The organism is Larkinella arboricola, assembly GCF_003259745.1.
Classification (GTDB): Bacteria; Bacteroidota; Bacteroidia; order Cytophagales; family Spirosomataceae; genus Larkinella; species Larkinella arboricola.
Window position 1 is genome coordinate 521,871 of sequence record NZ_QLMC01000002.1, and the last position, 24,897, is coordinate 546,767.

Annotated in this window: 21 protein-coding genes; 13 read left to right on the forward strand and 8 right to left on the reverse strand. The window is 54.9% G+C overall.

Going from position 1 to position 24,897, the window contains the following annotated elements; translation table 11 throughout:
• Nucleotides 1–212 precede the first annotated feature (212 nt).
• The 8 genes from tkt to LX87_RS09285 all read left to right on the forward strand — a co-directional run bounded on the left by tkt (nucleotide 213) and on the right by LX87_RS09285 (nucleotide 8,899).
• A complete protein-coding gene (tkt, locus tag LX87_RS09250) occupies nucleotides 213–2,222 on the forward strand; it encodes a transketolase (protein ID WP_111627926.1) in 2,010 nt (669 codons plus the stop codon).
• Between the two features lie 103 nt (nucleotides 2,223–2,325).
• On the forward strand, nucleotides 2,326–2,769 hold the full coding sequence (locus LX87_RS09255) for an RpiB/LacA/LacB family sugar-phosphate isomerase (protein WP_111628343.1): 444 nt from the start codon (nucleotides 2,326–2,328) through the stop codon (nucleotides 2,767–2,769).
• Between the two features lie 81 nt (nucleotides 2,770–2,850).
• Nucleotides 2,851–3,957, forward strand: a complete 1,107-nt coding sequence (gene tal, locus LX87_RS09260; protein ID WP_111627927.1) for a transaldolase — start codon at nucleotides 2,851–2,853, stop codon at nucleotides 3,955–3,957.
• A 2-nt stretch (nucleotides 3,958–3,959) separates the two neighbouring features.
• Complete coding sequence (locus LX87_RS09265) at nucleotides 3,960–4,616, forward strand: HAD family hydrolase (RefSeq protein WP_111627928.1); 657 nt, start codon at nucleotides 3,960–3,962, stop codon at nucleotides 4,614–4,616.
• Nucleotides 4,597–6,024, forward strand: coding sequence for an NADP-dependent phosphogluconate dehydrogenase (gene gnd / locus LX87_RS09270; RefSeq protein ID WP_111627929.1), 1,428 nt, complete (start codon nucleotides 4,597–4,599; stop codon nucleotides 6,022–6,024). The genes LX87_RS09265 and gnd overlap by 20 nt, the downstream gene beginning before the upstream one ends.
• Nucleotides 6,021–7,538 carry a glucose-6-phosphate dehydrogenase gene (gene zwf, locus LX87_RS09275; protein ID WP_111627930.1) on the forward strand — a complete coding sequence of 506 codons (1,518 nt, stop codon included), beginning with the start codon at nucleotides 6,021–6,023 and terminating at the stop codon, nucleotides 7,536–7,538. Before gnd ends, zwf begins: the two co-directional genes overlap by 4 nt.
• Nucleotides 7,535–8,269, forward strand: coding sequence for a 6-phosphogluconolactonase (gene pgl / locus LX87_RS09280; RefSeq protein ID WP_111627931.1), 735 nt, complete (start codon nucleotides 7,535–7,537; stop codon nucleotides 8,267–8,269). The genes zwf and pgl overlap by 4 nt, the downstream gene beginning before the upstream one ends.
• 138 nt (nucleotides 8,270–8,407) lie before the next feature.
• A complete protein-coding gene (locus LX87_RS09285; protein WP_146624458.1) occupies nucleotides 8,408–8,899 on the forward strand; it encodes a hypothetical protein in 492 nt (163 codons plus the stop codon).
• A gap of 16 nt (nucleotides 8,900–8,915) precedes the next feature.
• Here LX87_RS09285 and LX87_RS09290 read toward each other — a convergent pair whose 3' ends face one another.
• Complete coding sequence (locus LX87_RS09290; RefSeq protein ID WP_111628344.1) at nucleotides 8,916–10,190, reverse strand: polysaccharide pyruvyl transferase family protein; 1,275 nt, start codon at nucleotides 10,188–10,190, stop codon at nucleotides 8,916–8,918.
• A gap of 88 nt (nucleotides 10,191–10,278) precedes the next feature.
• Entirely contained in the window at nucleotides 10,279–10,902 is a 624-nt protein-coding gene (locus LX87_RS09295; RefSeq protein WP_111627933.1) for a pyridoxamine 5'-phosphate oxidase family protein, read from the reverse strand.
• Between the two features lie 111 nt (nucleotides 10,903–11,013).
• Here LX87_RS09295 and LX87_RS09300 point away from each other — a divergent pair, with 111 nt between their 5' ends.
• The gene (locus LX87_RS09300) at nucleotides 11,014–12,483 is read left to right on the forward strand and encodes an aminotransferase-like domain-containing protein (RefSeq protein WP_111627934.1); all 1,470 of its coding nucleotides are present in this window, start codon (nucleotides 11,014–11,016) and stop codon (nucleotides 12,481–12,483) included.
• A 10-nt stretch (nucleotides 12,484–12,493) separates the two neighbouring features.
• Here LX87_RS09300 and LX87_RS09305 read toward each other — a convergent pair whose 3' ends face one another.
• The 5 genes from LX87_RS09305 to LX87_RS09325 all read right to left on the reverse strand — a co-directional run bounded on the left by LX87_RS09305 (nucleotide 12,494) and on the right by LX87_RS09325 (nucleotide 20,184).
• Nucleotides 12,494–13,258: a cupin domain-containing protein gene (locus LX87_RS09305; protein ID WP_111627935.1), complete on the reverse strand. Its 765-nt coding sequence runs from the start codon at nucleotides 13,256–13,258 to the stop codon at nucleotides 12,494–12,496.
• A 110-nt stretch (nucleotides 13,259–13,368) separates the two neighbouring features.
• Entirely contained in the window at nucleotides 13,369–14,958 is a 1,590-nt protein-coding gene (locus LX87_RS09310) for a SusD/RagB family nutrient-binding outer membrane lipoprotein (protein WP_111627936.1), read from the reverse strand.
• Between the two features lie 40 nt (nucleotides 14,959–14,998).
• The gene (locus tag LX87_RS09315; protein WP_111628345.1) at nucleotides 14,999–18,418 is read right to left on the reverse strand and encodes a SusC/RagA family TonB-linked outer membrane protein; all 3,420 of its coding nucleotides are present in this window, start codon (nucleotides 18,416–18,418) and stop codon (nucleotides 14,999–15,001) included.
• Between the two features lie 161 nt (nucleotides 18,419–18,579).
• Nucleotides 18,580–19,611, reverse strand: coding sequence for a FecR family protein (locus LX87_RS09320; protein ID WP_111627937.1), 1,032 nt, complete (start codon nucleotides 19,609–19,611; stop codon nucleotides 18,580–18,582).
• Nucleotides 19,612–19,629: 18 nt separating this feature from the next.
• A complete protein-coding gene (locus LX87_RS09325; protein WP_111627938.1) occupies nucleotides 19,630–20,184 on the reverse strand; it encodes an RNA polymerase sigma factor in 555 nt (184 codons plus the stop codon).
• Nucleotides 20,185–20,479: 295 nt separating this feature from the next.
• Between LX87_RS09325 and LX87_RS09330 the strand changes: the two genes are divergently transcribed.
• From LX87_RS09330 to LX87_RS29095, 3 genes are all read left to right on the forward strand, one after another.
• Nucleotides 20,480–21,196 carry an SDR family oxidoreductase gene (locus LX87_RS09330; protein WP_111627939.1) on the forward strand — a complete coding sequence of 239 codons (717 nt, stop codon included), beginning with the start codon at nucleotides 20,480–20,482 and terminating at the stop codon, nucleotides 21,194–21,196.
• Nucleotides 21,197–21,349: 153 nt separating this feature from the next.
• On the forward strand, nucleotides 21,350–22,300 hold the full coding sequence (locus LX87_RS29090; protein WP_229310603.1) for a serine hydrolase domain-containing protein: 951 nt from the start codon (nucleotides 21,350–21,352) through the stop codon (nucleotides 22,298–22,300).
• A 24-nt stretch (nucleotides 22,301–22,324) separates the two neighbouring features.
• Nucleotides 22,325–22,927, forward strand: a complete 603-nt coding sequence (locus LX87_RS29095; protein WP_229310604.1) for a DUF3471 domain-containing protein — start codon at nucleotides 22,325–22,327, stop codon at nucleotides 22,925–22,927.
• Between the two features lie 7 nt (nucleotides 22,928–22,934).
• Here the strand turns inward: LX87_RS29095 and LX87_RS09340 are convergent, their stop codons facing one another.
• Nucleotides 22,935–24,257: a DEAD/DEAH box helicase gene (locus tag LX87_RS09340; protein ID WP_111627940.1), complete on the reverse strand. Its 1,323-nt coding sequence runs from the start codon at nucleotides 24,255–24,257 to the stop codon at nucleotides 22,935–22,937.
• Between the two features lie 92 nt (nucleotides 24,258–24,349).
• Between LX87_RS09340 and LX87_RS09345 the strand changes: the two genes are divergently transcribed.
• The gene (locus tag LX87_RS09345) at nucleotides 24,350–24,751 is read left to right on the forward strand and encodes a Dabb family protein (protein ID WP_111627941.1); all 402 of its coding nucleotides are present in this window, start codon (nucleotides 24,350–24,352) and stop codon (nucleotides 24,749–24,751) included.
• The last annotated feature ends 146 nt before the right edge of the window (nucleotides 24,752–24,897 follow it).

Below are 24,897 nucleotides of genomic sequence, written 5' to 3' on the forward strand. Positions count from 1 at the left end.
GTCTGGCCTGTTTTCTGCGCACTGGCACCTGAAAGTTAAGAAAAGGGTATAGCACAGCGTTCATCCGAAATGATCAGCGTTACGCGGAGTCTCTGCCGCCCGCGGCTCCGTCGGCGAAATAACGTTTATAACTCATTGATAACAAACAAACCTTTTGGCCGCGGGTTTACTAAAGACTGTACCACGAGTATCATCAATTCCCTCCATCTTCAATGAAAACCACAACCCAATCCATTGAGCAGTTAAGCATCAATACCGTTCGGGTATTGGCGGCCGATGCCGTGCAGAAAGCTAATTCCGGCCACCCTGGCCTACCAATGGGTGCGGCTCCGATTGGTCACATCCTTTGGACGGAAGCCCTGAATTACAATCCGCAAAACCCCGACTGGCCCAACCGCGACCGCTTTATTCTGTCGGCGGGGCACGGGTGTATGTTGCAGTACTGTTTCATGTACCTGACGGGGTACGACCTGAGCCTGGACGATTTAAAGCAGTTTCGGCAATTGGACAGCCAGACGCCCGGCCACCCCGAATACGGTTTATCGAAGGGCATTGAGATCACGACCGGGCCGCTGGGACAGGGTTTTGCCAACGGCGTCGGTTTTGCCATTGGGCAGTATCACCTGGCGGCCCGCTACAACAAGCCGGATTTTCCGTTGTTCGACTATAAAATATACGCCCTGTGCAGCGACGGCGATATGATGGAAGGCATCACCTCCGAAGCGGCTTCGCTGGCGGCTCACCTGAAGCTGGGCAACCTGATTTATTTCTACGACGACAACCACATTTCCATCGAAGGCAGCACCGATCTGACCTTTACGGAAGACGTCGCCCAACGGTTTCAGGCATACGGCTGGCACGTGCAGGTGGTTCCGGACGGCAACGACTTGGAAGCCTTGTATCAGGCTGTCAAAGCCGCGCAGGAAGAAACCACCCGCCCCTCGCTGATCAAGGTACGGACACACATCGGCTACGGAAGCCCCAACAAGGCCGATACCGCCGACGCCCACGGTTCGCCGTTGGGAGAGGATGAACTCCGGCTGGTGAAAGAAAACTTTGGTTTTGATCCCGACCAGTCGTTCGTGGTGCCCGAAGATGTGCTGCATTATTACCGCGAAATCGGCAAGGAGCGGGCGAAAAAAGAAGAACAGTGGAATGATCTGTATAAGGCTTACAAGGCTAAATATCCCGAACTGGCGGAAGAATACGAGTTGGTGAGCAACGGACAACTACCGCAGGGCTGGGAAGAAAAGATACCGGTTTTTCCGGCGGGGGAAGAGAAAATAGCCACCCGGAAAGCGTCGGGTAAAGTCCTGAACGCCATTGCCGACAACCTGCCGCACCTGATCGGCGGCTCGGCGGATTTGTCGCCCTCGACGGATACGGACCTGAAAAACTATAAGTCGTTTACGGCCGACAACCGGGAAGGGCGCATCTTCCATTTCGGGATTCGGGAACACGCTATGGGAGCCATCCTGAACGGGCTGGCGGTTTCGAAGGGCATCATACCCTACGGGGCCACCTTCCTGGTGTTTTCCGATTATATGCGACCCACGATACGGCTGGCGGCAATTATGAAAATCCGCCCTATTTTTATCTTTACGCACGACAGCATCGGCCTGGGTGAAGACGGTACCACGCACCAGCCCATCGAACACCTTATGTCGCTGCGGGCTATCCCGAATCTGGTGGTCATTCGACCGGCCGACGCTAACGAAACGGCCCAGGCCTGGCGCGTCGCCATCGGGCACCCGGGCGGACCCGTTGCGCTCATCCTGACCCGGCAGGGTTTGCCGGTTATTGATCAGGAAAAATACACCAAAGCGACCGAGCTGGAAAAAGGCGCTTACATCCTGTCCGATTCGGAAAAAGAGCCCGATGTGATTCTGATGGGCACCGGTTCGGAAGTTTCGTTGTTATTGCAGGCGCAGGAGGAACTGAAAAAGGAATCGATTGCCACCCGGGTTGTGAGTATGCCGTCCTGGGAACTGTTCGACCGGCAGGATGATTCTTATAAGGAAAAAGTCTTCCCGAAAGCCGTCAAAAAACGGCTGGCCGTGGAAGCCGGGGCGGTGCTGGGCTGGTACAAATACATCACCGACGAAGGCGATATTCTGGGTATGACCTCGTTTGGCGAATCCGCACCGGCTGCCGACCTGTTCAAAAAATTCGGTTTCACGGTGGACAACATCGTGAAGCGGGTCAGGAAGCTGGTTGGTTAACGGTATTCCAGCGCCCGGTTTTTTCGGGAGACTGGTGAATGCCCCGGAAGGCGTGACCAGGAACACCGAAAGCCGCATTCCTCAAACGATAAACCAAGAACCAATGAAAGTAGGTATTGCCGCCGATCATGGCGGGTTCGAACTGAAAGAAACGCTGCGCACGTTCCTGACCAACTTAGGCCACGAAGTGGTTGATTTTGGTGCCCACGCGTACGAAAGCACGGACGACTATCCCGATAAAATTATCCCGCTGGCGAAAGCCGTTTCCCGGAAAGAAATCGAGCGGGGCGTGGCCGTTTGCGGCAGTGGCGTCGGGGCGGCCATTGTTGCCAACAAGATACCGGGCGTGCGGGCGGCCCTGATTAACGATCATTTTTCGGCTCATCAGGGTGTAGAAGACGATGATATGAACTTAATTTGCCTCGGCGGACGTATTACAGGAAACCGGGTGGCCGAAGAGTTCGTTCAGGCGTTCCTGGAAGCCCGGTTCAGCGGTGCCGAACGACACCTGCGCCGGTTAAACAAGGTGATAGACCTGGAGAAGTGAGGGATTTGATTCATTAGCCATCAAACCGGAAACCAGCCCGACTTTCAACCATTCAAACCATTAACTACAACCCATACATCAATGGCAGCCAATCGAGTAAAACAGATTCACGAGTTTGGTCAGAGCATCTGGCTTGATTTCATCGACCGGAAAATCATGGATTCCGGCGAATTGCAAAAACTGATCGACGAAGACGGCGTTCGCGGCATTACGTCGAATCCGGCTATTTTCGAGAAAGCCATAAGCAGCAGTTCCGACTACGATGAGGACATCAAAAAAGGGGCAAAAGAAGACAAAAGCAACGAAGATATATTTTACGGTCTGGCCGTCAGCGACATTCAGCGGGCGGCTGATTTGTTTAAACCCGTCTACGAAGAGGAAGTCCGGGGTGCCGACGGTTACGTAAGTCTGGAAGTATCTCCGCATCTGGCGCTGGATACGGAAGGCACCATCCAGCAGGCCCGCCAGCTCTGGAAAGCCGTGGACCGCGAAAACGTGATGATCAAGATTCCGGGAACCGCTCCCGGTCTGCCCGCCATCCAGACCGCCATTAGCGAAGGCATCAACGTCAACGTAACGCTGCTGTTTGGGCTGGATCGCTACGAAGCTGTAACGGATGCTTACATTTCGGGTCTGGAAGCCCGCGTGGCGGCTGGTCAGCCGATTGATCACATTGCTTCGGTTGCCAGTTTCTTCCTGAGCCGGATCGACGTGATGGTGGACCCGATGCTGGACGAAAAAGGACTGGGCGACCTGAAAGGCCAGGTAGCCATTGCGTCGGCCCGCAAAGCCTACGAAATCTACAAGCGCGTGTTCAACAGCGAACGGTTTGCCAAACTGAAAGAAAAAGGAGCCAAACCCCAGCGGTTGTTGTGGGCCAGCACCAGCAGCAAGAACCCGGCTATTCCGGATACTAAATACGTTGAGGAACTGATCGGACCGGAAACGGTGGATACCGTGCCGATGGAAACGCTGGAAGCCTTCCGCGATCATGGTGTGGCCGAAAATCGGCTGGAAAATGAGCTGGACAAATCGACCGAGATTCTGGAAAAACTGAAAACGGCGGGAATCGACATCAACGAAATTACCCAGAAGCTGGAAGACGAAGGCATCGATAAATTCAACAAGCCGTACGACAAACTGCTGGCGGCCATCGATACGCAGAAAAAAGCACTCGAACACGCCTGATTATGGAGTTAACTCCAATCAAATTTCTCTTTCTGGATGTCGGGGGTGTGCTCCTCACCAACGGGTGGGGGCACGAATCCCGGCAGCGGGCGGCCGAAACGTTCGGGTTCGACTATTCGGAAATGGACGTGTTGCACGACTTTATCTTCGATACCTACGAGATGGGTCGCATCACGCTTGATGAATACCTGAACACCGTCGTTTTCAACAGGCCGCGCGATTTTACCCGGGAGGACTTTAAATCGTTTATGTTTGCGCAGTCGCTGGAATTGCCCCAGATACTGGAATGGCTGGTTGAGTGGAAAAAAGCCAACCCGCACATCCGGATCATGTCCATCAACAACGAGGGCCGCGAACTGAACGAATACCGCATCAAAAAATTTAAGCTGCACCGCTGTTTCGATGCCTTCATTTCGTCCTGCGAAGTGGGCATGCGCAAACCAGACCCCGGTATTTTCCGGCTGGCAATGGGCCTGGCGCAGGTGCGTCCGGAGGAGTGTCTGTACTTCGACGACCGCCTGATGCTGGTGGGGGCCGCCCGCCGACTGGGCATTCAGGCCCTGCATCATCAAACGTTTGAAGCGACCAAAGCCATCCTGGAAAAGCTGAATCAAGAACCGATAAACTTGCACGAGTTCAATGGCAGAAACGAAGTATAATTTTGGAATGATCGGCCTGGGAACGATGGGCCGCAATTTGCTGCTCAACATGGCCGACCACGGCATTCCGGTGGCCGGTTACGACATCAACCCCGATCAGATAGCCGGTTTTGAAAAGGAAGGCGAGGGCAAACCCGTGAAAGGCTTCACCGACCTGGCCGCCATGACGCAGAGCCTGAGTACCCCCCGGGCCATTATGATGCTGGTACCCGCCGGTAAGCCGGTCGATAACGTCATCGAAAACCTGTTGCCGCTGCTCGAATCCGGCGACATCATCATTGATGGTGGTAACTCTCATTTTACCGATACCGTAATTCGGGATAAGTATCTGGACCAAAAAGGATTGCACTTTTTCGGGATGGGTATTTCGGGTGGGGAGGAAGGCGCCCGCAAAGGACCGAGCCTGATGCCGGGCGGGGATAAACAGGCGTATCTGACGCTGAAACCGATCTTCGATGCCATTGCCGCCAAAGTAAACGGCGAACCCTGCGTGACTTACATCGGGCCGGGCGCTTCGGGCCACTTTGTCAAGATGGTTCACAACGGTATTGAATACGGTCTGATGCAGCTCATCGCCGAGACTTACGAAATGCTGCGCAAAGGGCTACTGCTTGACAATCAGGAGATGTATCAACTGTTCAAGGGCTGGAACGAAGGCCGCTTGCAGTCGTTTCTGGTTGAGGTAACGCGCGACATCTTCAATTTCAAAGAAAACGGGTCGGAGCAGTATCTGCTCGATCTGATTAAAGATCAGGCCAAATCGAAAGGAACCGGCAAGTGGACCTCGCAGGTGGCAATGGATCTGGAAGTGCCCATTCCGACCATCGATATGGCGGTAGCCATGCGCGACCTGTCGAAGTACAAAGTCCTGCGGGTCAAGGCTGCGGGCGTGTACGGTGGCGAACCGGCAGCCCTGAACGTCGATAAGGAGGAGTTTTTACAGTCGCTGGAAGAGGCCCTGTATTTCAGTACCGTCATGACCTACGCGCAGGGGCTGGACCTGCTGTACCGCTCGTCCATCGCCTACGGGTATACCCTCAATCTGGCCGAAATTGCCAAAATCTGGCGGGGCGGCTGTATCATCCGGGCGGAACTGCTCAATGATATTTTCGACGCCTACTCCAAAGCCCCGAGTCTGGAACACCTGCTGCTCGACGAATGCATCCGGGAGCACGTGGCGCGGAGCCTGGGCGGTATGCGGGCGGTGGTTACCTCGGCCATCACGGCGGGCCTGGCCATTCCGGCTTATGCGGCTTCGCTGACGTTTTTTGATTCGTTCCGGAGCGAAAACATGCCGTCGAACCTGATTCAGGCCCAACGCGATTATTTTGGTGCTCACACCTACGAACTCATCGGTAAAGAAGGCGTTTTCCACACCCACTGGATGCCATTACCTAGTAAACCATGAAATCAACTCTCACACCGCAGCCAACGGTATTCATTATTTTTGGCGGCACCGGCGACCTGGCCTGGCGCAAACTGGCCCCGGCTCTGTATAATCTGTATCTGGACGGCTGGATGCCCGAACATTTTTCGATCATCGGCACCGGTCGTACGCAGCTCAGCGACGAGCAGTTCCGCGAAAAACTGCTGGAAGGCATCAATAAATTTTCGCGCAGCGGCAAAGCAAAAGCCGAGCAATGGGAAACCTTCAGTAAGAATATTTACTACCAGGTTTCGGACTTAAAAAACGAAAAAACGTATCTGGAACTGGGTTCGCGCATTGAATCGTACGAAGCCGAATGGAACCAGAAAGCCGACCTCATTTATTATCTGGCGGTGGCCCCCAATTTCTTCCCGATCATTGCCGAGAACATCGCCAAAAAATGCCCCTCAGAAGGACTGGACCGCACCCGCATTGTCATTGAAAAACCGTTTGGGCACGATCTGGAATCGGCCAAAGCCCTGAACGCGCAGTTGCAGAACATCTTCGATGAGAAGCAGATTTACCGGATCGACCACTACCTGGGCAAAGAAACCGTGCAGAACATCATGGCGTTCCGGTTTGCCAACTCGCTGCTCGAACCGATCTGGAACCGGAACTACATCGACCACGTCCAGATTTCGGTGACCGAGCAACTGGGCGTCGAAGACCGGGGTGGCTATTACGACGGAGCCGGAGCCATGCGCGACATGATTCAGAACCACATTCTGCAATTGTTGTGTCTGATTGCGATGGAACCACCGGTTAATCTGGACGCCGACGAAATCCGCAACCGCCGGGTGGACGTGCTGCGGTCGATGCGACGGTTTGATGCCGATGCCATTCGGTTCGGGGCAGTTCGCGGTCAATACGGCCACGGCTGGATTGAAGGCAAGGAAGTACCGGGCTACCGGCAGGAACCCGAGGTAAACCCGGAATCCAACACCGAGACGTTTGCCGCCGTGAAGTTCTTCGTCGATAACTGGCGCTGGCAGGGTGTGCCTTTCTATGTCCGAACCGGCAAGCACCTAAGCCAGTCGGCATCGGTGATTTCGATTCAGTTCAAGAACGTTCCGCATTCGATTTTTCCGGCCGAATCCGCCGAAAACTGGCAGCAGAACCGCCTGATTTTCAGTATTCAGCCCGAAATGAGTATCCGCTTGCAGATGCAGGCCAAACGGCCCGGTCTGGAAATGACGCTCAACCCCGTGGACCTGGTGTTCGATTACAGCGGCACCTACGCCGGTAAACCGCCGGAAGCCTACGAAACCCTGCTGCTCGACACGATGCTGGGCGACCAGACGCTGTTTATGCGCAGCGATCAGGTAGAAGCCGCCTGGGAACTGATTATGCCGATCCTGCACGCCTGGGGCAACAAAAAAAGCCTGAGCTTCCCGAATTACTCGGCGGGGTCGTGGGGTCCCGAAAACGCCGAAGCCCTCATTGCACAGGACGGTTTTCACTGGTTTACACTCCCCATGAACGGAAAACACGGATGAGCGAGCCCATTCTGCATATTCACGAAACGGCCGACCAGACGCTGGTGGCGCTGGCCGACTTCTTTATCGAAACCGCGAAGCAATCGATCATCGACAACGGACGGTTTTCCGTCTCCCTCTCGGGGGGTAGTTCGCCCAAAAAGCTGTACGAACTGCTGGCAACCCCAGAGTACAGCAGCCGGATTGACTGGGACAAGGTGGATTTCTTTTTTGGCGACGAACGGAATGTACCCGCCGACCACCCGGACAACAACGCCTTGATGGTCAGGAAGGCTCTATTCGACCCGCTGCGGATTCCGGCCGAAAATATTTTTGCCGTCGATACGAGCCTGCCGCCCGACGAAGCCGCCCAGCGGTACGCCGAAACGATTCAGAACCGGTATCAGGCCGAACACGTTCGGTTTGATCTGATTCTGTTGGGGTTGGGTGACAATTCGCACACGGCTTCGCTGTTTCCGCACACGCCGGTTCTGCACGACCAGTCCGTTTCGGTAAAAGCCGTTTTTCTGGAAGATCAGAACGTCTATCGCATCACGATGACGGCCCCGCTGATCAACCTGGGGCATCGTCTGGCGTTTCTGGTGTACGGAAAAGGTAAAGCCGAAGCGGTGGAAGCCGTGCTGAACGGCCCGGAGGACATCGAAAACCATCCCGCCCAACTTATTCGGGCTGCGGAAGGCGAGGTTCACTGGTTTCTGGACGAACCAGCGGCTTCGGCCTTGTCGCAATAGGCGCACGATTGCTTTTTAATAGATGTAAATGGCCCGGAAAGATAATCCGGGCCATCTTTTTTATTTTTATATATAAGAAACAATGATATAAAACTTTTGTAGTTTTAAGGAGGTAGAATACGTGTAACCTTTAGCGGTATGAGAACACTACAAATTTGCCTGGTCTTAACGGCGCTTGGCGTATGCCTGTCGGCGAATCAGCTCTGCGGCCAAAATCTACATTCTTTATTGACACCTTCCGGGAATGGCGGCTATCAGGAATCCCTGACGGAAGCTGAACGGAAACTCTGGAAATCCATTCAGGAAACGGATTTCAAAAGACTGAAAGCCCAACGCTTTACCCAAGCCCGGGAAGCCCAAACGGCTTTTACCATGAAGTTTGACCCGAAACGGCGGTCGCAGACGTTAAGCCTCTATTATTTCATCCCCAGCGAACACCTTGCCACGAAACCCGCTGTCCAAATTATGAATTGCCAGGGTGCATCAACCCGGTTGAAAAAAGAAATTTTTACGCGGGATGGTCTGATCGTCTACGAAGTATTTCCGCTGGAAACGCCCGCCGGATTTTCAGAAGATAACGTGCGGTTTACAGCGTCCGTACCCGGAAAACTGGTTGCTTTCTTAAAGTAATAAGGAGTTGTAATGGTCAGACCATCAACGTTTTCGCCAGTACCGCCATCGTTTCGCGCTGTCGTTTTTCTACGAACGCCCGGCCTTTGGCGGCTTTGGCCCGGGCCGCTTTCGGGTCTTTCGCCATCGCCAGCACCGCCGGAACAATGCGGGCCACTTCGTCGGGTTTATCCACGTCGAACAGCCAGTCATCCAGGCCAATATCGCGCCACATAAAGCCTTTACTGGTCTGTTCGGAAAACCGGCAGACGATGGCCGGAATACCATGGCCGACGCACATGATGGGCGAGTGCATTTCCAGCCCAAACATCCCCGCCGACCGAATGTACGTGCTAACGGCTTCGTCGGTGAGCCAGTAGCGGTCGCGCCAAACAACTTTTTTCTTCACGTCATCGGGCAGCTTATCCAGCAAAATCTGCTTGCCGAGTTTCACCTGCGTTTCGTCTTCCGGCACAATCAGAATCTTCATCGGCGTCTGCCGAACCACTGCAATGATCGCTTCCCGCAGGGGCGCGTGGTCGTGTTCGCGCATGGCTTCATTGCGGGCGTTGCGTTCCGGGTCGAACGGCGTTTTCTTGCTCGGGATTTCCCAATACGGCGTAAAGCGAGACCGCGGAATGACACACATAAATTTCCCTTCTTCGAGTCCATTTTTACCTAGAAAATCGGTAGCTGCCTGATCGTTCCGGAAATCGACGGCAAACGCCCCGTCCGGTGCAAATTCCATAATCGGGCAGGAAATACCGGCTTCTTTGGCGATGCCGAGCGAAACCGAGTCGCGGAAAAACGTGAACTGAGCTTTGTTGAGCAGGTCAATATCCAGTGGGTTAATCTTACTGGCGGCTGCACCCGGCGCATACACACCGGGGAACGTAATGCCGTAAATACCGTATGGTTTGCCGGTATCCTGACTCCAGCGTTTCACATCGTTGCGGGCCACCAGCGACGGCCCGGAGCCATGAAGCAGAAAGCTGCATTCGCTGAACTCCCGGCTGATTTCGTCCGGCGTCTGAATGATCGGTACGTTGGGAAACCGTCTTTGCAGTAGTTCCGCCACCCCGTTCTCCACGCTCGACGGCCAGAGCCGCACCTCCACCTCGGGCAGATACTTCTCCAGCAGCGTAATCACGCCGGGCGTATGACCAATGTCGCCGATGTTGACCGTCTGCCACGACGACCGCAGAATAATGGATTTTTTAGCCGCCCGACCGGTTTGGGCCAGGGCTGGCAGGCTCATTAGCAGCCCAAGCAGCGACGGAGTTTGGTGAAGAAATTCGCGACGGTTGATCATCAGTAACAACGGTTTAGGCATCCGATCCGAAAGGCCGGAACCTTTAAAAAACACGATAACGGATGATTCCTACTCATTTTTACGATGCTTACCGCAGATACGCCGGCAACGGCAGCGACTGGCTCGACGTATCCGGAATGGCCGCCCGGCGCACGGTTTCGAGCGGAATGACGCCCGACCAGATCGGCAGTTCCTGGTCTTCGGGTTCATCGTTGGGGCCACCCGTCCGGATTTTGGCGGAGGCTTCGTCCAGCGAAAACGATAATACCGTGGTCTTCCGAATCTCGCTGACGGTTTCGGGGCGTAAATCCGCCCAGCGGTTCGGAATCAGTTGGTCCGTAATCAGGGCCAGCGCCCGGACTTTCTGGTCGTAGTCCTCCACTTTTTCGGCCTGGGCAAAAACAATCACGGAGCGGTAATTGACCGAGTGGCTGAATCCCGATTTAGCCAGCACCAGCCCGTCGAGGAGCGTCACCGAGATGCAAACCGGAATACCTTTTTCGACCTCCCGAATAAAATGACTGCCCACCGAACCGTGAATCAGCAGCCGGTCGCCGTCGCGGGCAAAAGCCGTGGGCAGCGACCAGGGCTGGCCGTCGATGGCGTAACTGATGGTACAGAACAGGGCTTCGTCGAGAATAGCATAAATGGATTCGGTGTCGTAATGGGCGCGTTTGGCCGTACGGCTGGGCGTGGTTCGTGGTGTTTGCATGGCGGTTGTTGCTAGACGGTTTTAGTAGTTGTTGTTTCTGTTCGTAAGACAAAAGTGCTATTTTGCCGGACTAGTCAAATCGTCCAGTTTTTGAAAAACCCGTAGTCCGGTATGCTTCCGTTTAAATCCCTGATCGTTCTTGATAAATCGGCCGAAATGGCGGTGTTTTTGCAACTGGCCGGGCAAATCCGGCAACTGATTAGCGAGGGCCTATTGCCAACGGGACAGAAATTGCCGGGTACGCGCCAGCTAGCCGAACTGCTCCGGCTTCACCGAAAAACCGTCATTGCGGCTTACGACGAACTGCTGGCGGAAGGCTGGCTTGAAGCGCGGGCGGGCAGCGGTACGTTTGTGGCCGGCCACCTTCCGGTGGTGTTGCCGAAACCGATTGAGAAAGCGGCTGATTCGCAAAAGGGTAGAGGTGAACCCGGTTTTCAATTTGTTCGAAAGCCGCATCTGGCCCGGCCCCTGTTGCTGATGAACGACGGTTTGCGGCTGGACGACGGTTTTCCGGATATTCGGATTGCGCCGATGGACGAACTGGCCCGGGCCTACCGCTCGTATTTTCGCTGGGGCAATCCGCAGCAGCATTTTGGTTATGGCGACCCGAAAGGCAACCGGCTGCTGCGCGAAGAACTATCGGTTTTTCTCAACGAAACCCGGGCGCTCCGAACCACGCCGGACAATATTCTGGTGGTGCGGGGCAGCATCATGGGCATTCATCTGGCGAGTACGCTGCTGCTGGAACCGGGCCAGACCGCCGTGGTGGGTGAAACCAACTGGTCGGGCGCGAACATGAATTTCCTGCAAACCGGCGCCGACCTGCTGACCGTCGCGGTTGATGGGCACGGTTTGGATGTGGAAGCCCTGGCCGAACTTTGTCGGCATCGGCCCGTTCGGCTGGTGTATGTGACGCCCCACCACCATTATCCGACCACGGTAACGATGCCGCCCGACCGCCGACTGCGGCTCCTGCAACTGAGTCAGCAGTACGGTTTTGTGATTCTGGAAGACGATTATGATTATGAATTTCATTACCTCCGCCGACCCATTCTGCCGCTGGCCAGCGCCGATCCGCACAACATGGTGATTTACGTCGGCTCGCTGTCGAAGTCGGTGGCACCGGCTTTTCGGATTGGGTACGTGGTGGCCCCGGAAACCGTCATTGACGAACTGGCTCGTCTGCGCCGGATCATCGACCGGCAGGGTGACACGATGCTCGAATTTGCGGTAGGGCAGTTGTTTCGCAACGGCGATCTGCGACGGCATCTGAAAAAGGCGCATCTCACCTACGAAGCGCGGTGTCAGCATTTCTGTTCCTTATTGAAAGAGGAGTTGCCGGACGTGGTGCAATTTGCCAAACCGGAGGGCGGGCTGGCCGTATGGGCGCGTTTTGACCGGCAGTTTGACTTAAACCAACTAGCCGGGAAGGCCCGCCGGGAAGGGCTGACGTTTGCCGATGGATTGGCCCATAACCCACCCGGACAATGGCTCAACAGCACGCGTCTGGGGTTTGCGTCGAGTACGGAAACCGAGCTGGAGCAAAGCGTCGCGGTGCTGCGGAAGTTGACGCGGGGCTGAGCAAAAGCCGCTACTCGAACTGAAACGCAAAGTAGGTACACGGTTTGGAACCGGTGTTCTGAATGCCGTGGGGTACGTTGGCTTCCAGGAAAATAATGTCGCCGACTTCCGCCGGATGCAGCACACCGTCGATGCTTTCCTGGGCCGTATTTTCGATCAGGAGCAGGATTTCAGCGGCCCGGTGCGTGTGGGGTGGGTGGCTCCACAGGCCCGGATTCAGCGTCGTGACGTGCATTTCGAAGCGTTTGCACATGACCGTCGCCTGGTCGAAAATGCGCCGGATACCGCCTTTGTCGTGGGGTTTGTAGGGCACCTCTTTCCAGTCCACCCAAAACGACTGGCCCGCCAGTTGGGTCAGGTCCAGGTCCGGCACTTCCTTGGAGGTATAGCGCATAACGAAGTACGTAACGGATTTACGGCTTTTGTTGGCAAACCGGTGCGCATCGCCGGGCATCACCAGCACCACGCTGCCGGGTCCCAGCGTTTTGGTTTTCTCGCCCAGCGTGACCGTTAACTCACCTTCCTTGACAATCACCAGAATTTCGTCGTCCACGATTTGGGTGGGTAGCTCCGGCTGGTCGGCAAAAAGTGTGATGCCGTGGACGCTGAAGTCGTTGAAATCCCGCGTGGTGCCTTCTACCAGTGTCCGGTCTTCGTAGCCTGTGTATTTGACAACCGGCGCTTTGTTCCAGGAATAAACCTTTGAAGGAAGGGTTTGGGCCAAAGCCGATTGGGCAAAAACACCGAGCAAAATCAGCAGCAGGAACGGTTTCATGGGTTCGGGCGGGTAGCAATGGTAAAAGCTAACAACGGTTCAAAACTAGCTAAAAAAAAGGTCAGTATCCTCGTGAATACTGACCAATGAACGGGCGGGCGGGAGATCAATTACTTGTCCCACCAGACGCGGGTCGTGAACAAATCCGGGCCTTGTTTCTGCACGGCGGCATTGTAGGCATCGGTGTTCAGGCTGGCTTCTGATTCGGGGTAGCGCAACCGCCGGGGAATGGTGCCGCCGGTTTCGTTGCCTGTGTAGTTGGTGGGCGTCAGTTTGGGATAGCCGGTCCGGCGCCAGTTGGCGTAGGCTTCCACGTTGGTCATGAACATCGACACCCAGAACTGGTTGTGAATCTGCTCCATCTGCTTCTCAAAGCTACCCCCGGTGAACGGGTTGGCGGTCAGGTAGGCGGTAATGGTGGCCGGTGAAATGCTCATGCCGCCCGGATACAGCGTTTCGGATTCCATCGATGCCCGGACGGCATTTTCGTAGCGGGTTTTTACGTCGTCGGTACTCCAGCCCCGCAGGGCTGCTTCGGCCAGCAGGAGCGACACTTCGGCGTATGACTGGAACATCGTCGGCGTTGATAAACTGGCAATGGTGTGGATATTGATTTCGGAGTATTCGGCCTGCATGTTGTCGGTCCAGTTCGGAATCAGCGTTTTGATCGTTGTGTAATCATACCCGCTGGGCAAGCCTTTCTGCACTTCCGGGGCCGTGGTTTGCGGCAGTTTCGACGCGTCGGCGTTGCCCTGCCAGAGCGTGGCGTAGAAGGGCAGCCGGGGGTCTTTGGTTGCTTTCAGGTAATCGATAAACGTTTTGCTCAGCTTGGAATAGCCTTTGCCCTGTGCTGAAGGGGGCACCCCTTCACCGCCCTGCAACAGATAGGCGTCCACGTTCCAGTTGTTGGCCGAACCACCCGTGTGATCTAGCTTGGCAATGTCGGCATTGCTTTGCATAACCCCGCCCGCAATGGCTTTTTTGACCCAGGTTTCGGCCAGCGCCGGATCTACTTTGGTGAGCCGCATTCCGAGCCGGAGCATCAGCGAATAGGCAAACCGTTTCCATTTGGTTACGTCGCCTTTGTAAATAAAATCGGCGTTCCCGAAGGTGGTTTTGGCCGCGTCCAGCGCCAGGGCGGTTTCTTCGAGCTCCTTCAGCATCATGGGGTAAATGTCCGATTGGCTGTCGTAACCCGGCTTGTACATCGCCCCAATGTAACCCTGACCCGCCTGCGTATACGGAATGTCGCCGTACATATCTGTGACGCGGTGCAGGATGTACACCCGCCAGATGCGGGCCACAGCGAGGTAGTTGGAAAGCTCCGGCTTGTCTTTTACCAGGTCGATAATCTGGGCGGTTTCTTTCAGTTCGCTGCTGTAGGCCGTTTCGAAAAGCCCTTTGTTGTACTCCTGTTTGTAGAGGTATTTGTCGCCGGTCCACTGCCAGGGATTCAGCGAGGAAAAGTACTGCACGAAACAGCCAGACAGTTTGGAGTTGGCATAGAGTGTGTTATTGTCACCATCGCCGGCGGTTTTGATCAGGCTATTGGAAAATAAACTACTGATTACCGGTTCTGTGAAGGCGTAGGGATTCGTGTTCATTTCTTCGAATCCCTGGTCGCAGGACGACAGGGCCAGGGCGCTCACGAAGGTAAATTTCAGCGTATGGTTTTTCAGAAGTTTCGTTAGGGAATTCATGGTGGTTTCTGGGATTAAGTGAATGAACAGCCTGCGGAAATCAGAACCGGACCATCAGGTTCAAACCAAAACTGCGGGTGGGCGGCACCCCGAAGTTTTCCAGCCCCTGAGCGTTGGAACTGCTGTAGTTCGACTCGGGATCGACGTTCTGGACCTGGCTGTAGAGCAGGAATAAATTGCGGGCTACGAACGACAGACTGGCCGACTGGAACGGTGTTCTGGCCAGCATGGTCCGGGGCAGCGAGTAGCCCAGAATCAACTGGCGGAACTTGACAAACCCGGCATCGGACACGAAATCGTCGGTAATCGAAAAAGCCGTTCCCTGAAAATACGTTTGCGCGTCGATGGTTTTGGTCAGCGGGTTGCCTTCCGGATCGACGCCCGTAACGGTTACGCCGGTTTCCCGTATTCCATTCTCCACCGTCCGTTTGTGCAACCCATAATTGGTCGCGTAGGCGTTGGTCGAAACGTAAAGCTTCGAGCCGAATTTGCCGTCGAGCAGGAAGTTAAGCGAGAAATTCTTGTAGCTGAACGTGTTGGTCAGACCCAGCGTCAGGGGCGGAACGCCCCGGCCCAGCGGCATGAACGTACTCTGAAGCGGTAGTCCGCTGGCCGCGTTGTAAACCACATTGCCGTTGGCGTCGGTTTTAGCCCGGTAGCCCGCAATCATCCCAAACGGCATTCCTTCGAAGTGGTAGATAAAACCGTTCTGCGTTCGGGCGGTGGCACCGGGCAGGGCCAGGCTTGTCAACCCATCCGCGATTTTAACGACGGTATTCTCGTTGTACGCCATGTTGTAACTGACATCCCACCGAAAACCGTTCGACAGCCGGATGGGCGTACCCGTCAGCAGCAACTCGATACCCCGGTTGCGCACCTTGCCGACGTTCAGTGAAACGTTGGTGTAGCTCGACGAAAACGGAACCGTCGCCCGCACGATGTCGTCGGTGGTGGTGCGGTCGTACACCGTCAGGTCCACGCCCAGTTGGTTGCGAAACAGCTTGGTTTCAATACCAAGTTCAGTGGTGGTGGACGTATACGGTTTCAGGGCACTGTTGGGGATGGTATTTCCGCTGATGAGCATGAGCGGCTGACCCAGGTGCGACTGCGATGGCGCGGCATAGGTTAGCGTCAGGCCGTACGGATCAGGTGCGCCACCGCCCACTTTGGCCCACGATGCCCGGATTTTGGCGTAGTCCATCCAGGACGGTTTGGCTTTCAGGGCGTCGGAGAGCACGTAGCTCAGGCCCACAGACGGATAAAACAGCGTGTTGTTGTCGGCGGAAAGCGTTGAAAACCAGTCCTGCCGACCCGTTAGTGTCAGGTACAGCAGGTTGTTGTAACCAATATCGGCAGAGCCAAATACTGAATTGATGCCGAATTTTCGGAAGCTTTCGGTGTACTGCTGGCTGCTCCCGTTGGTGATGAAGTAGTTGAACGGCACGTTGAACCGGCCACTCGAAGCCGTTACCCCGCTCGACGTATTCACCATTTTGTTGCCACCAACCAGCGCATTCACTGAAAAGGTACCAAACTCTTTATTGAAGCCCAGAATGGCTTCGGCGTTGCTTTCGGACGTGTTGATGCGCCGGGTGCTCATCTCCCCCTGGTTGTTGTAGGCCGTACCGGTGGGCGTAATGTCGTTGCCTTCGATCGTAAACTGGTCGATGCCCAGCCGACCCCGGATGTACAGGAAATCCGTGAGGTTGTAGCGGGTGCTGAACGAGCCAATCACCCGACGCCGGTCGTCCTGGTTGCGGACTTTGTTAACCACAAAATAGGGGTTGGCTACAAAGACGTAATCGTTCCAGAGCGTTTCGTATCCCCGCTCATCGTAGCCCGGCGCCAGAGTGCGAATGTCGAGGCTCGTAGCGGCCAGCTGCACCGAGGCATTGGGGTTCTTGGTGAAGTCGGCCACGTAGGTCCGGTTTTTCACGTTTTCGAGGTTGTACTGCACATTGCCCTCAAACACCACTTTCTTGGCCAGCGTCGAATTAGCGCTCAGACTAAATGTTTTCCGGTTGACGGACGAATTTTCGACAATGCCCTGGTTATCCATGTTGGACGCCGAAAACCGGAAATTGGTGGTTTCGTTGCCGCCGTTGATGGCAAGGGTGTTGCTGAATGTGCTGCCGGTTTGGTAAAAGTTTTTGATGTTATGGCGCTGGGCTACGTAGGGCCGGGACACGCCATCGGGCTGCATGGCCGATGAACCGTCCAGCTTGGCCCCCCACGAGGTTCGGCCATTGGCAATGGCTTCGGCCTGCGTCGTTGGTTTGACACCCCGCGAACCCGAACCGTATTCGTACTGCCAGTCGGGGAAGGAGAGGGGCCGCTCGGCGGTATAAGTAGAAGCCAGCTCGACGCCCAGCCCTTTCTGGCCTTTGCCGGACTTGGTCGTAATGATGATCACCCCGTTGGCCGCCCGCGAACCGTATAAGGCCGCAGCCGTTCCGCCTTTCAGGACCGAGATGCTTTCAATGTCGTCGGGGTTGATGCTGAGCAGGCCGTCGCCTTTGTCCGTACCGCCGTACGTGCCCGGTGATCCCTGGTTGGCGTTGTTGATCGGAATGCCGTTGACGACGTAAAGGGGTTGATTGTCACCACTCAGGGAGCCGTTTCCCCGGATGATGACCCGGCTGGACCCCGCGGCTCCGTTGGCCGTGCTGGTGGCGTTGACCCCGGCAATCCGGCCCGACAGCGCGTTGCCCAGGTTGACTTCGCGGGCCTGCGTAAAATCACTACCTTTGACTTCGGTGACGGCGTAAGTCAGGGCTTTTTTGTCTTTAGCAATCCCCAGAGCCGTCACCACGACCTCGTTCAGCGCCATCGCTTCCGGTTCGAGTTGCACGGTAATATCCGTCCGGCCACCCACCTGAACTTCCTGCGCCTTGTAGCCCACGAAGCTGAAAATCAGGACGGCATTGCCGTCGGGCAGGTCGAGGGTATACCGTCCTTCGGCGTTGGTGGTCGTACCGGTTTGGGTGCCTTTCACCACAATGCTCACGCCCGGCATGGCCCCGCCTTTCTCGTCAGTAACCCGACCTTTCAGGTTCAGCAGCAGGCCCGCCCGGTTGGGTGCCGGTGCTTTTTCGGCGGCTTTCCGGTGCAGCAAAATGTGTGAATCGACCACATCGTAGGCAATGTTGAGGGGCGTCAGCAGGTCGTCGAGTACTTTGGAGAGCTGACTTTTCGACACGTTGATGGACGTTTTCTGGTGGGAGCGGATGCTGTTGGAGCTGTAAACAAACTTGATTTTGGTCTGTTTCTCGATCTGGTTCAGGATCTGCTTCACCTCCACGGCCTCCATTTTGAGCGAAACCTCTTTCCGCAGGATTTCCTGCGCGTGGCTGTCGTATGCAAACGACAGGCTACAGAACAGGGCCGACAGCAGCACCTGGGCAACAGCGATCTGCATACTCTTCATCACTAAATGACGTAGGGATAAACTTTTTTGCATAATTTTAAGGGTTTTTGACGTTAACAGACTCAGAAACAAGGCGAATCCGGCGTTGAATTGGCGTTCGGGCCGGACCGCAACGAGCCAATGATGTTAGCAGCATGATTGGCTTTTTTTGTGGGCTGGTTTTGGTTTTTACATAGGCACTGCGTAGAAAAGAATTAATTCGTCAGACAGCCATCGCCCCGCACGAAGAAGGTCGTTCCCCGGAGTTCGTAGCTGGCATTGACGGATTTGCAAATGAACAGGAGTTGGGTGTGGAGCGGTAAATCGTTGAGGTTGCCGGTGAACACGCAGGTTTCGAGCGCGGGCGTTTCGACGATGATTTCGATTTGATACGCTTTTTGCAGGGCTTCCAGCACGCGTGGCAACGGCATTTCTTCGAAAACCAGCTCGCTTTTTTCACGGGGCTGTTCAATGATAAGGGGCGCGGCTACTAGCCCGGCTACCAGCTTTTTGGCGGTTTTGTCGAAAGTAATTTTCTGGTTGGGGTTCAGAATCATGCCGTTGCGGTTTTGGTGCGACTGCCGTTGGTTTTCGTATACCGACACCCGGCCCGACACCACCTGCACCTCAATGGTCTTGGCATTTCGGTACGACTCAATCGTAAAGCTCGTTCCCAGCACCTGTGTGACCAGTTCGCCGGTGTAGACCAGAAAAGGCCGCGTTACATCCCGTTTGACGCTGAAAAACGCTCCGCCCTCCAGCATCACCTTCCGGGTTTTTGCGTCGAAATGCCGTGGGTAACTCAGTATGCTGTTTCTTTTGAGAGAAATCACCGTGCCGTCTTCCAGCGTTACATCGAGGGGCGAGGATGAGGTGTTTTTCGTGACCACATAACCGCTCGGCTCAAACGGTTTGGTTGCTGGTTCGCTGGACGAACGAACCACGGTTGGAGTGGATGAGGGAATGGTTGCTGAACGGTAAAAAAAGTAACCCAGTCCCGAAACCAGCACGACGACAGCCGCCAATGCCAGTTGCCGCCAGCCGATGCGGTATTTTTTCGCCAGCGCCGACGTGTTCAGTTGTTTCCAGAGCCGCTTCCGGGTTTCTTTTTGTTCGACCGTATTGAGTGGTTCCCGTTCGTCATTCAGCACGTGGGCCGACCACTTCAGCACCTGCTCTTCCTCCTCCGGGCTGCAGTGGCCGGCCAGGTATTTCTTTAACAATTGATCAAAATCGTACTGATTCATCGCGGTGTGAGGGACAACTCAATTATTGGACTGATAAATTTTGAGATGGTGTTTGAGCACTTTCAGCGACTGCGTGATGTGATATTCAACGCCTTTTTCCGAGAGGTTCAGCTTCTGGGCAATGTCCCGGACCGACTGGTTCTCGAATCGGCTAAGCCGGAACACTTCCGACGTTTTCTCCGGCAGGTTTTTCAGCGCATCGTCCACCAGCCGGGCCAGATCCGAAAACTGTACGGTATCGTCGGTGGCGTTGGACTGCTGTAGTTCGTGCAGAATCAGGTATTCGCGGTATTTACGCTGGGTGATGCAGGATTTGATGTAATCCGTCACCCGGTGTTTGACCGAAACCGCCAGGTAGGCGCTCAGGTGCCGAATCGGGGAGGCCCGGCGTTTCTGCCACAGGTCTTCAAAAACATCGTGCACCAGTTCTTCGGCTTCTTCGCGGGTGCCGGTTTCGTAAAAGGCCATTTTATAAAGTCGATACCAGTAGCGATGATAGATTTCCTCAAAGGCTTTTTCGTCGCCTTTCTGGAGAAGATCCACCAACTGTTCGTCCGTATTGCGCTTGTACATGAGCCCTGACCTGCTGCTTTTGCCAATAGGCGATTAAGTCGAATAAATCCCTAGACGGTTTGTGGAAAAATTTTGGAGTATTGGATAATGATGCAATAATATTTGGGTGATACTCCTGATTTTGAATAGAATATTAATTGGTTGCGTTCTTTTCGAAATATGGGCTGAGCCATTTAGACTGCCGATAAATGCGCGTTTTTACGAAGCGATTGCTCAGGCGCAAACTTTCGAACGGGACACCGGGTTAACTCAGTAGCTCTAAAAAAAGCACCCAAGCATCATCTTTTACAGAATCATGGCAGAAACGATTAAAACCGCCCTCATCACCGGCGGATCGAAAGGTATTGGATACGGCATTGCTGAAGTGCTGATCAAAGACGGTATTCGGGTGGCCATCACCAGCCGCTCGCAGGAAAGTGCCGAAGAGGCTGCGGCTTCGCTCAATCAACTCAAGGACGGGTATGCCCTCGGTATTGCCGCCGACGTGCGCGATCTGGTGTCGCAGCAGCGGGCCGTCGATGCCATCGTGCAGAAGTGGGGCCGTCTGGATTACGTCATCGCCAACGCGGGTGTCGGTCATTTTGCGCCCGTTCAGGAACTGACGCCTGAGCAGTGGTCCGAAACCATCGACATTAACCTGACCGGCGTGTTTTATTCCATCAAGGCCACGCTGGACGAACTGAAAAAGTCGGAGGGGTATTTTATTACCATTGCGAGTCTGGCCGGTACCAACTTTTTTGAAAACGGCACGGCCTATAACGCCAGCAAGTTTGGGCTGGTTGGGTTTACGCAGGCGCTGATGCTCGATCTGCGCAGCGAGGGCATCAAAGTGACTACGATCATGCCCGGCTCCGTGGCCTCGTACTTCAACAACCACGAACCGAGCGAAAAAGACGCCTGGAAAATCCAGCCCGAAGACATTGGCCAGATCGTTGCCGACCTGATTCATATGCCCGCCCGGACGCTGCCCAGCAAAATTGAGGTGCGCCCCACCCGACCCGGCGGCAAGTAAGGCGTACGGCGCAGAGGTCGTCGTGTGTTCGTATCGGAAGGTCAGACCATCCCGGAACTCCGGGGCAACCCGGGATTGTCCAGGGTCAAGTCCGTTGGAGGTGTGGGGATTTCGGCAAATCCGTTATCTTTAGCGGTTGTCAAATCGTCCGCTATGAACTCACGGCTACTTCTCCTCGCTTTTTGGCTTATCCAGTTTTGCTTTTTTAATCCGGTTTCGGCCCAGCCCATTACTTCCGCCCAGATTGATCAGTTGGCGGACCGAACCTTAAAAGCGTTTCAGGTGCCGGGCCTTGCGGTGGCCGTGGTGAAGGATGGGAAAGTGATTCACGCTAAGGGATACGGGGTTCGGTCGCTGAAGTCGAATCAGAAGGTCGATGGCAACACGCTGTTCGGCATTGCTTCCAACAGCAAGGCGTTTACGGCGGCCGCTCTGGGCATCCTGATCGACGAGGGAAAAATGACCTGGGATGATAAAGTCATTGACTACATCCCGGAGTTTCGGCTCTACAACGCCTACGTAACCGAAGAGTTTACCGTCCGCGACCTGCTGACCCACCGCAGCGGTCTGGGCTTGGGTGCGGGCGACCTCATGTTCTTTCCCGATTCCAGCGATTTTACGCTGAAGGATGTTATTCATAACCTGCGGTATCTGAAACAGGTATCGGGTTTTCGCACCAAGTACGACTACGACAATTTGCTCTACATGGTGGCCGGTGAGGTCGTGAAACGGGTTTCGGGCCAAAGCTGGGAGGAGTTTGTGGAAACCCGCATCATGCAGCCGCTCCAGATGGAAGCCAGCCGGGGTTCGTTTTCGCGCTTACCGAAAAGTCAGTCGAACCTCATCGACGCTCACGCCGTCATCGACGGTAAATTGCAGGTGATCAAGCGGGGAACGCTTGATGTGGGCAACTCCGCCGGGGGTATTTACAGCAGCATCAACGACCTGAGCAAGTGGGTGATTATGCAACTCAACGGCGGTAAATACGGCGATGGGTTGTCCAAAACGCTGTTCAGCAAAACCGTCCAGGACGAAATGTGGACCCCGCAGACGATCATTCCGGTGCGCAATCCCGGCCCGTATAACACCCACTTCAGTTCCTAAGGACTGGGCTGGGGGCTGAGTGATGTGAAGGGCTACAAGCAGGCGACCCACACGGGCGGTTTGCCGGGCATGGTGACGCAGGTAACGCTTTTGCCGGAATTGAAACTGGGCATCATTGTGCTGACTAATCAGCAGGCTGGAGCGGCTTTTTCGGCCATTACCAACCAGATCAAAGACAGCTATTTCGGCATGACCGGCACCGACCGGGTGAAGGAGTACAGCGACCGGATGCGCGCAAATGTCGCTGATGCCGATCAGGTAACCGCCGAGGTCTGGAAAACCGTGGCCGCCGAACAACAGAAAACCGTGGCCAGACCGCCGATTTATTTTTACACCGGCACCTACCGCGACAACTGGCTCGGGGATGTATCCATCAGGGCCGAAAACAACAAACTCCTGTTTACCGCCAAACGCTCACCCCGGCTGACCGGCGAATTGTTTTTTTACAAGGGCAACACGTTCGTGGTCAAATGGAACGACCGGAGCCTGGAAGCCGACGCCTTTGTCATGTTCGGGCTGGATTACGAAGGAAAGCCGGTTTCCATGAAAATGAAAGCCGTTTCACCCCTGACCGACTTCAGCTACGACTTCCACGATCTGGATTTTACGAAAGTGGCCGAAAAGTAAACGACACTTAGCGGGCGAGTTCGATTTTGTACTTTTTGCCTTTCATTTTCTCATCTTTCACCCGCGCCAGCAACCCGGCTACTTTGGTGGTCCGAACGGCAGCAAACGAACTGAAATCCTTGACTTCGATCAGACCCAGATCGCCTTTTTCGAGGCCGCCTTTCTGCGAGAAAAAGCCGACGATGTCTACTTTGTTGAGCTTGTTTTTCTTGCCGCCACTGACGTAAATGGTCTGAAAATCGGGTGGTTCGGGCAAGGGGTAGTGGTCGGCGAGCGGTAATTCCTCAAGCGAATCGGAGACGTAGCGGGGCTGGTCTTCGTTCGGGTTCAGGAGCAGGTAAGCCGTGCCGGTCGCGTGCATCCGGGCGGTGCGGCCGTTGCGGTGTACAAACTCGTGTTCATGCAGCGGCAACTGGTAGTGAATGACGTGCTTCATTTCCGGAATGTCCAGTCCGCGGGCGGCCAGATCCGTGGTAATCAGGTACCGGACGCTGCCGTTGCGGAACAGAATCAGTGCCCGTTCGCGGTCGTCCTGCTCCAGACCGCCGTGGTAAAAAGCCGTCCGAATGCCCTGTCTGTTCAGGAACGTACTGAGTTGTTCGGCGGTTTCGCGCAGGTTGCAGAAAATCAGGGCCGATTCTGAATTGAGCGACCCGATCAGCCGAACCAGCGTATCCAGTTTATCGGTTTCGGGCGAAACAACCCGCCTGATCGTTAAGCCGTTGTCCTGTTCTTCTTTGGGAATGAAGTCCACCCGGGTGGGCGACCGAACGCCCGTAAAGTCCGGAATGGCTAGCCCGGAAGTAGCCGAAACCAGCACCCGTTTTTTTAGATTTCGCAATGGCTTGATGATGAACGCCATCTGGTCGTGAAAGCCCAGTTCCAGCGATTTATCAAACTCGTCGAGCACCAGCGTGTGAATACCGTTCGGGTCGAAGGTGTGGCGGGAGAGGTGGTCGGCGATACGGCCCGGCGTACCGATCAGTACGGCGGGCGGCTGCGTCAGGTTCTGAATTTCGGTAGCCATCGGGTGGCCGCCGTAGCAGACGCTGGATTTAAAACCTGTCCCCATTTTTTTCCAGACCGTTTCGATTTGCAGGGCCAGTTCACGCGTTGGAGTCAGAATAAGGCACTGAACGGTTGGCTGGTCGGTTTTGAGCAGGTGCAGCACGGGGAGCAAAAAACCGAGCGTTTTGCCCGAGCCGGTAGGGGCCAGTAACAAAACGTCCGGGTCGCGCAAAATCACCTCCCGTGCTTCCTGCTGCATGGGATTGAGGGCCGCGATGCCCAGATTTGACAGAATAGAAGTGGGGGTATTTTGACTTTCCATGCGGTAAAGGTACGGTATGTTGGTTAATTCGGCGATTCTTACCCATTTTTGCTGTTCAACCAACGAAATGATCTGAGATTCATCTTACTTCTATGAAAGAACAATCCCGTAGAAAATTTGTCAAAAGTAGTATTGGGGCCGGTTTGGGCCTGAGTTTGCCCGCCACCAACAGCGCCCCCAAAGAACTGTTTGTTCACCACGTTTATTTCTACCTGAAAAATCCGGACAGTGCCGCCGACAAAGCCAAACTGATTGAAGGACTGAACAAACTGGCGAAAGTGCCGACCATCAAACTGGTTCACATCGGCGAACCCGCACCCACCACCCGTTCGGTGATTGAGCGGTCGTACGCGGTTTCGTGGCTGTGCTTTTTCAACAACCTGATGGATGAAGAAATTTACCAGACCCACCCAATCCACCTCAAGTTTGTCGAAGAGTACTCGGCCCTGTGGGAAAAGGTTGTCGTTTATGATTCGGTTGGACCCAAGCGGTAACCTTACCTTCCGCCAGCGTCTGCCTTGAATGAAAGCCGGATGCTGGCGGAATACCTTCACTTAGGTTTGGGCTTGTTTTCTGCGGTTTTCAATAAAATATGTGGTTATCCTTATAGATGGTAAAATAATATTTTGCTGTTTGTGCG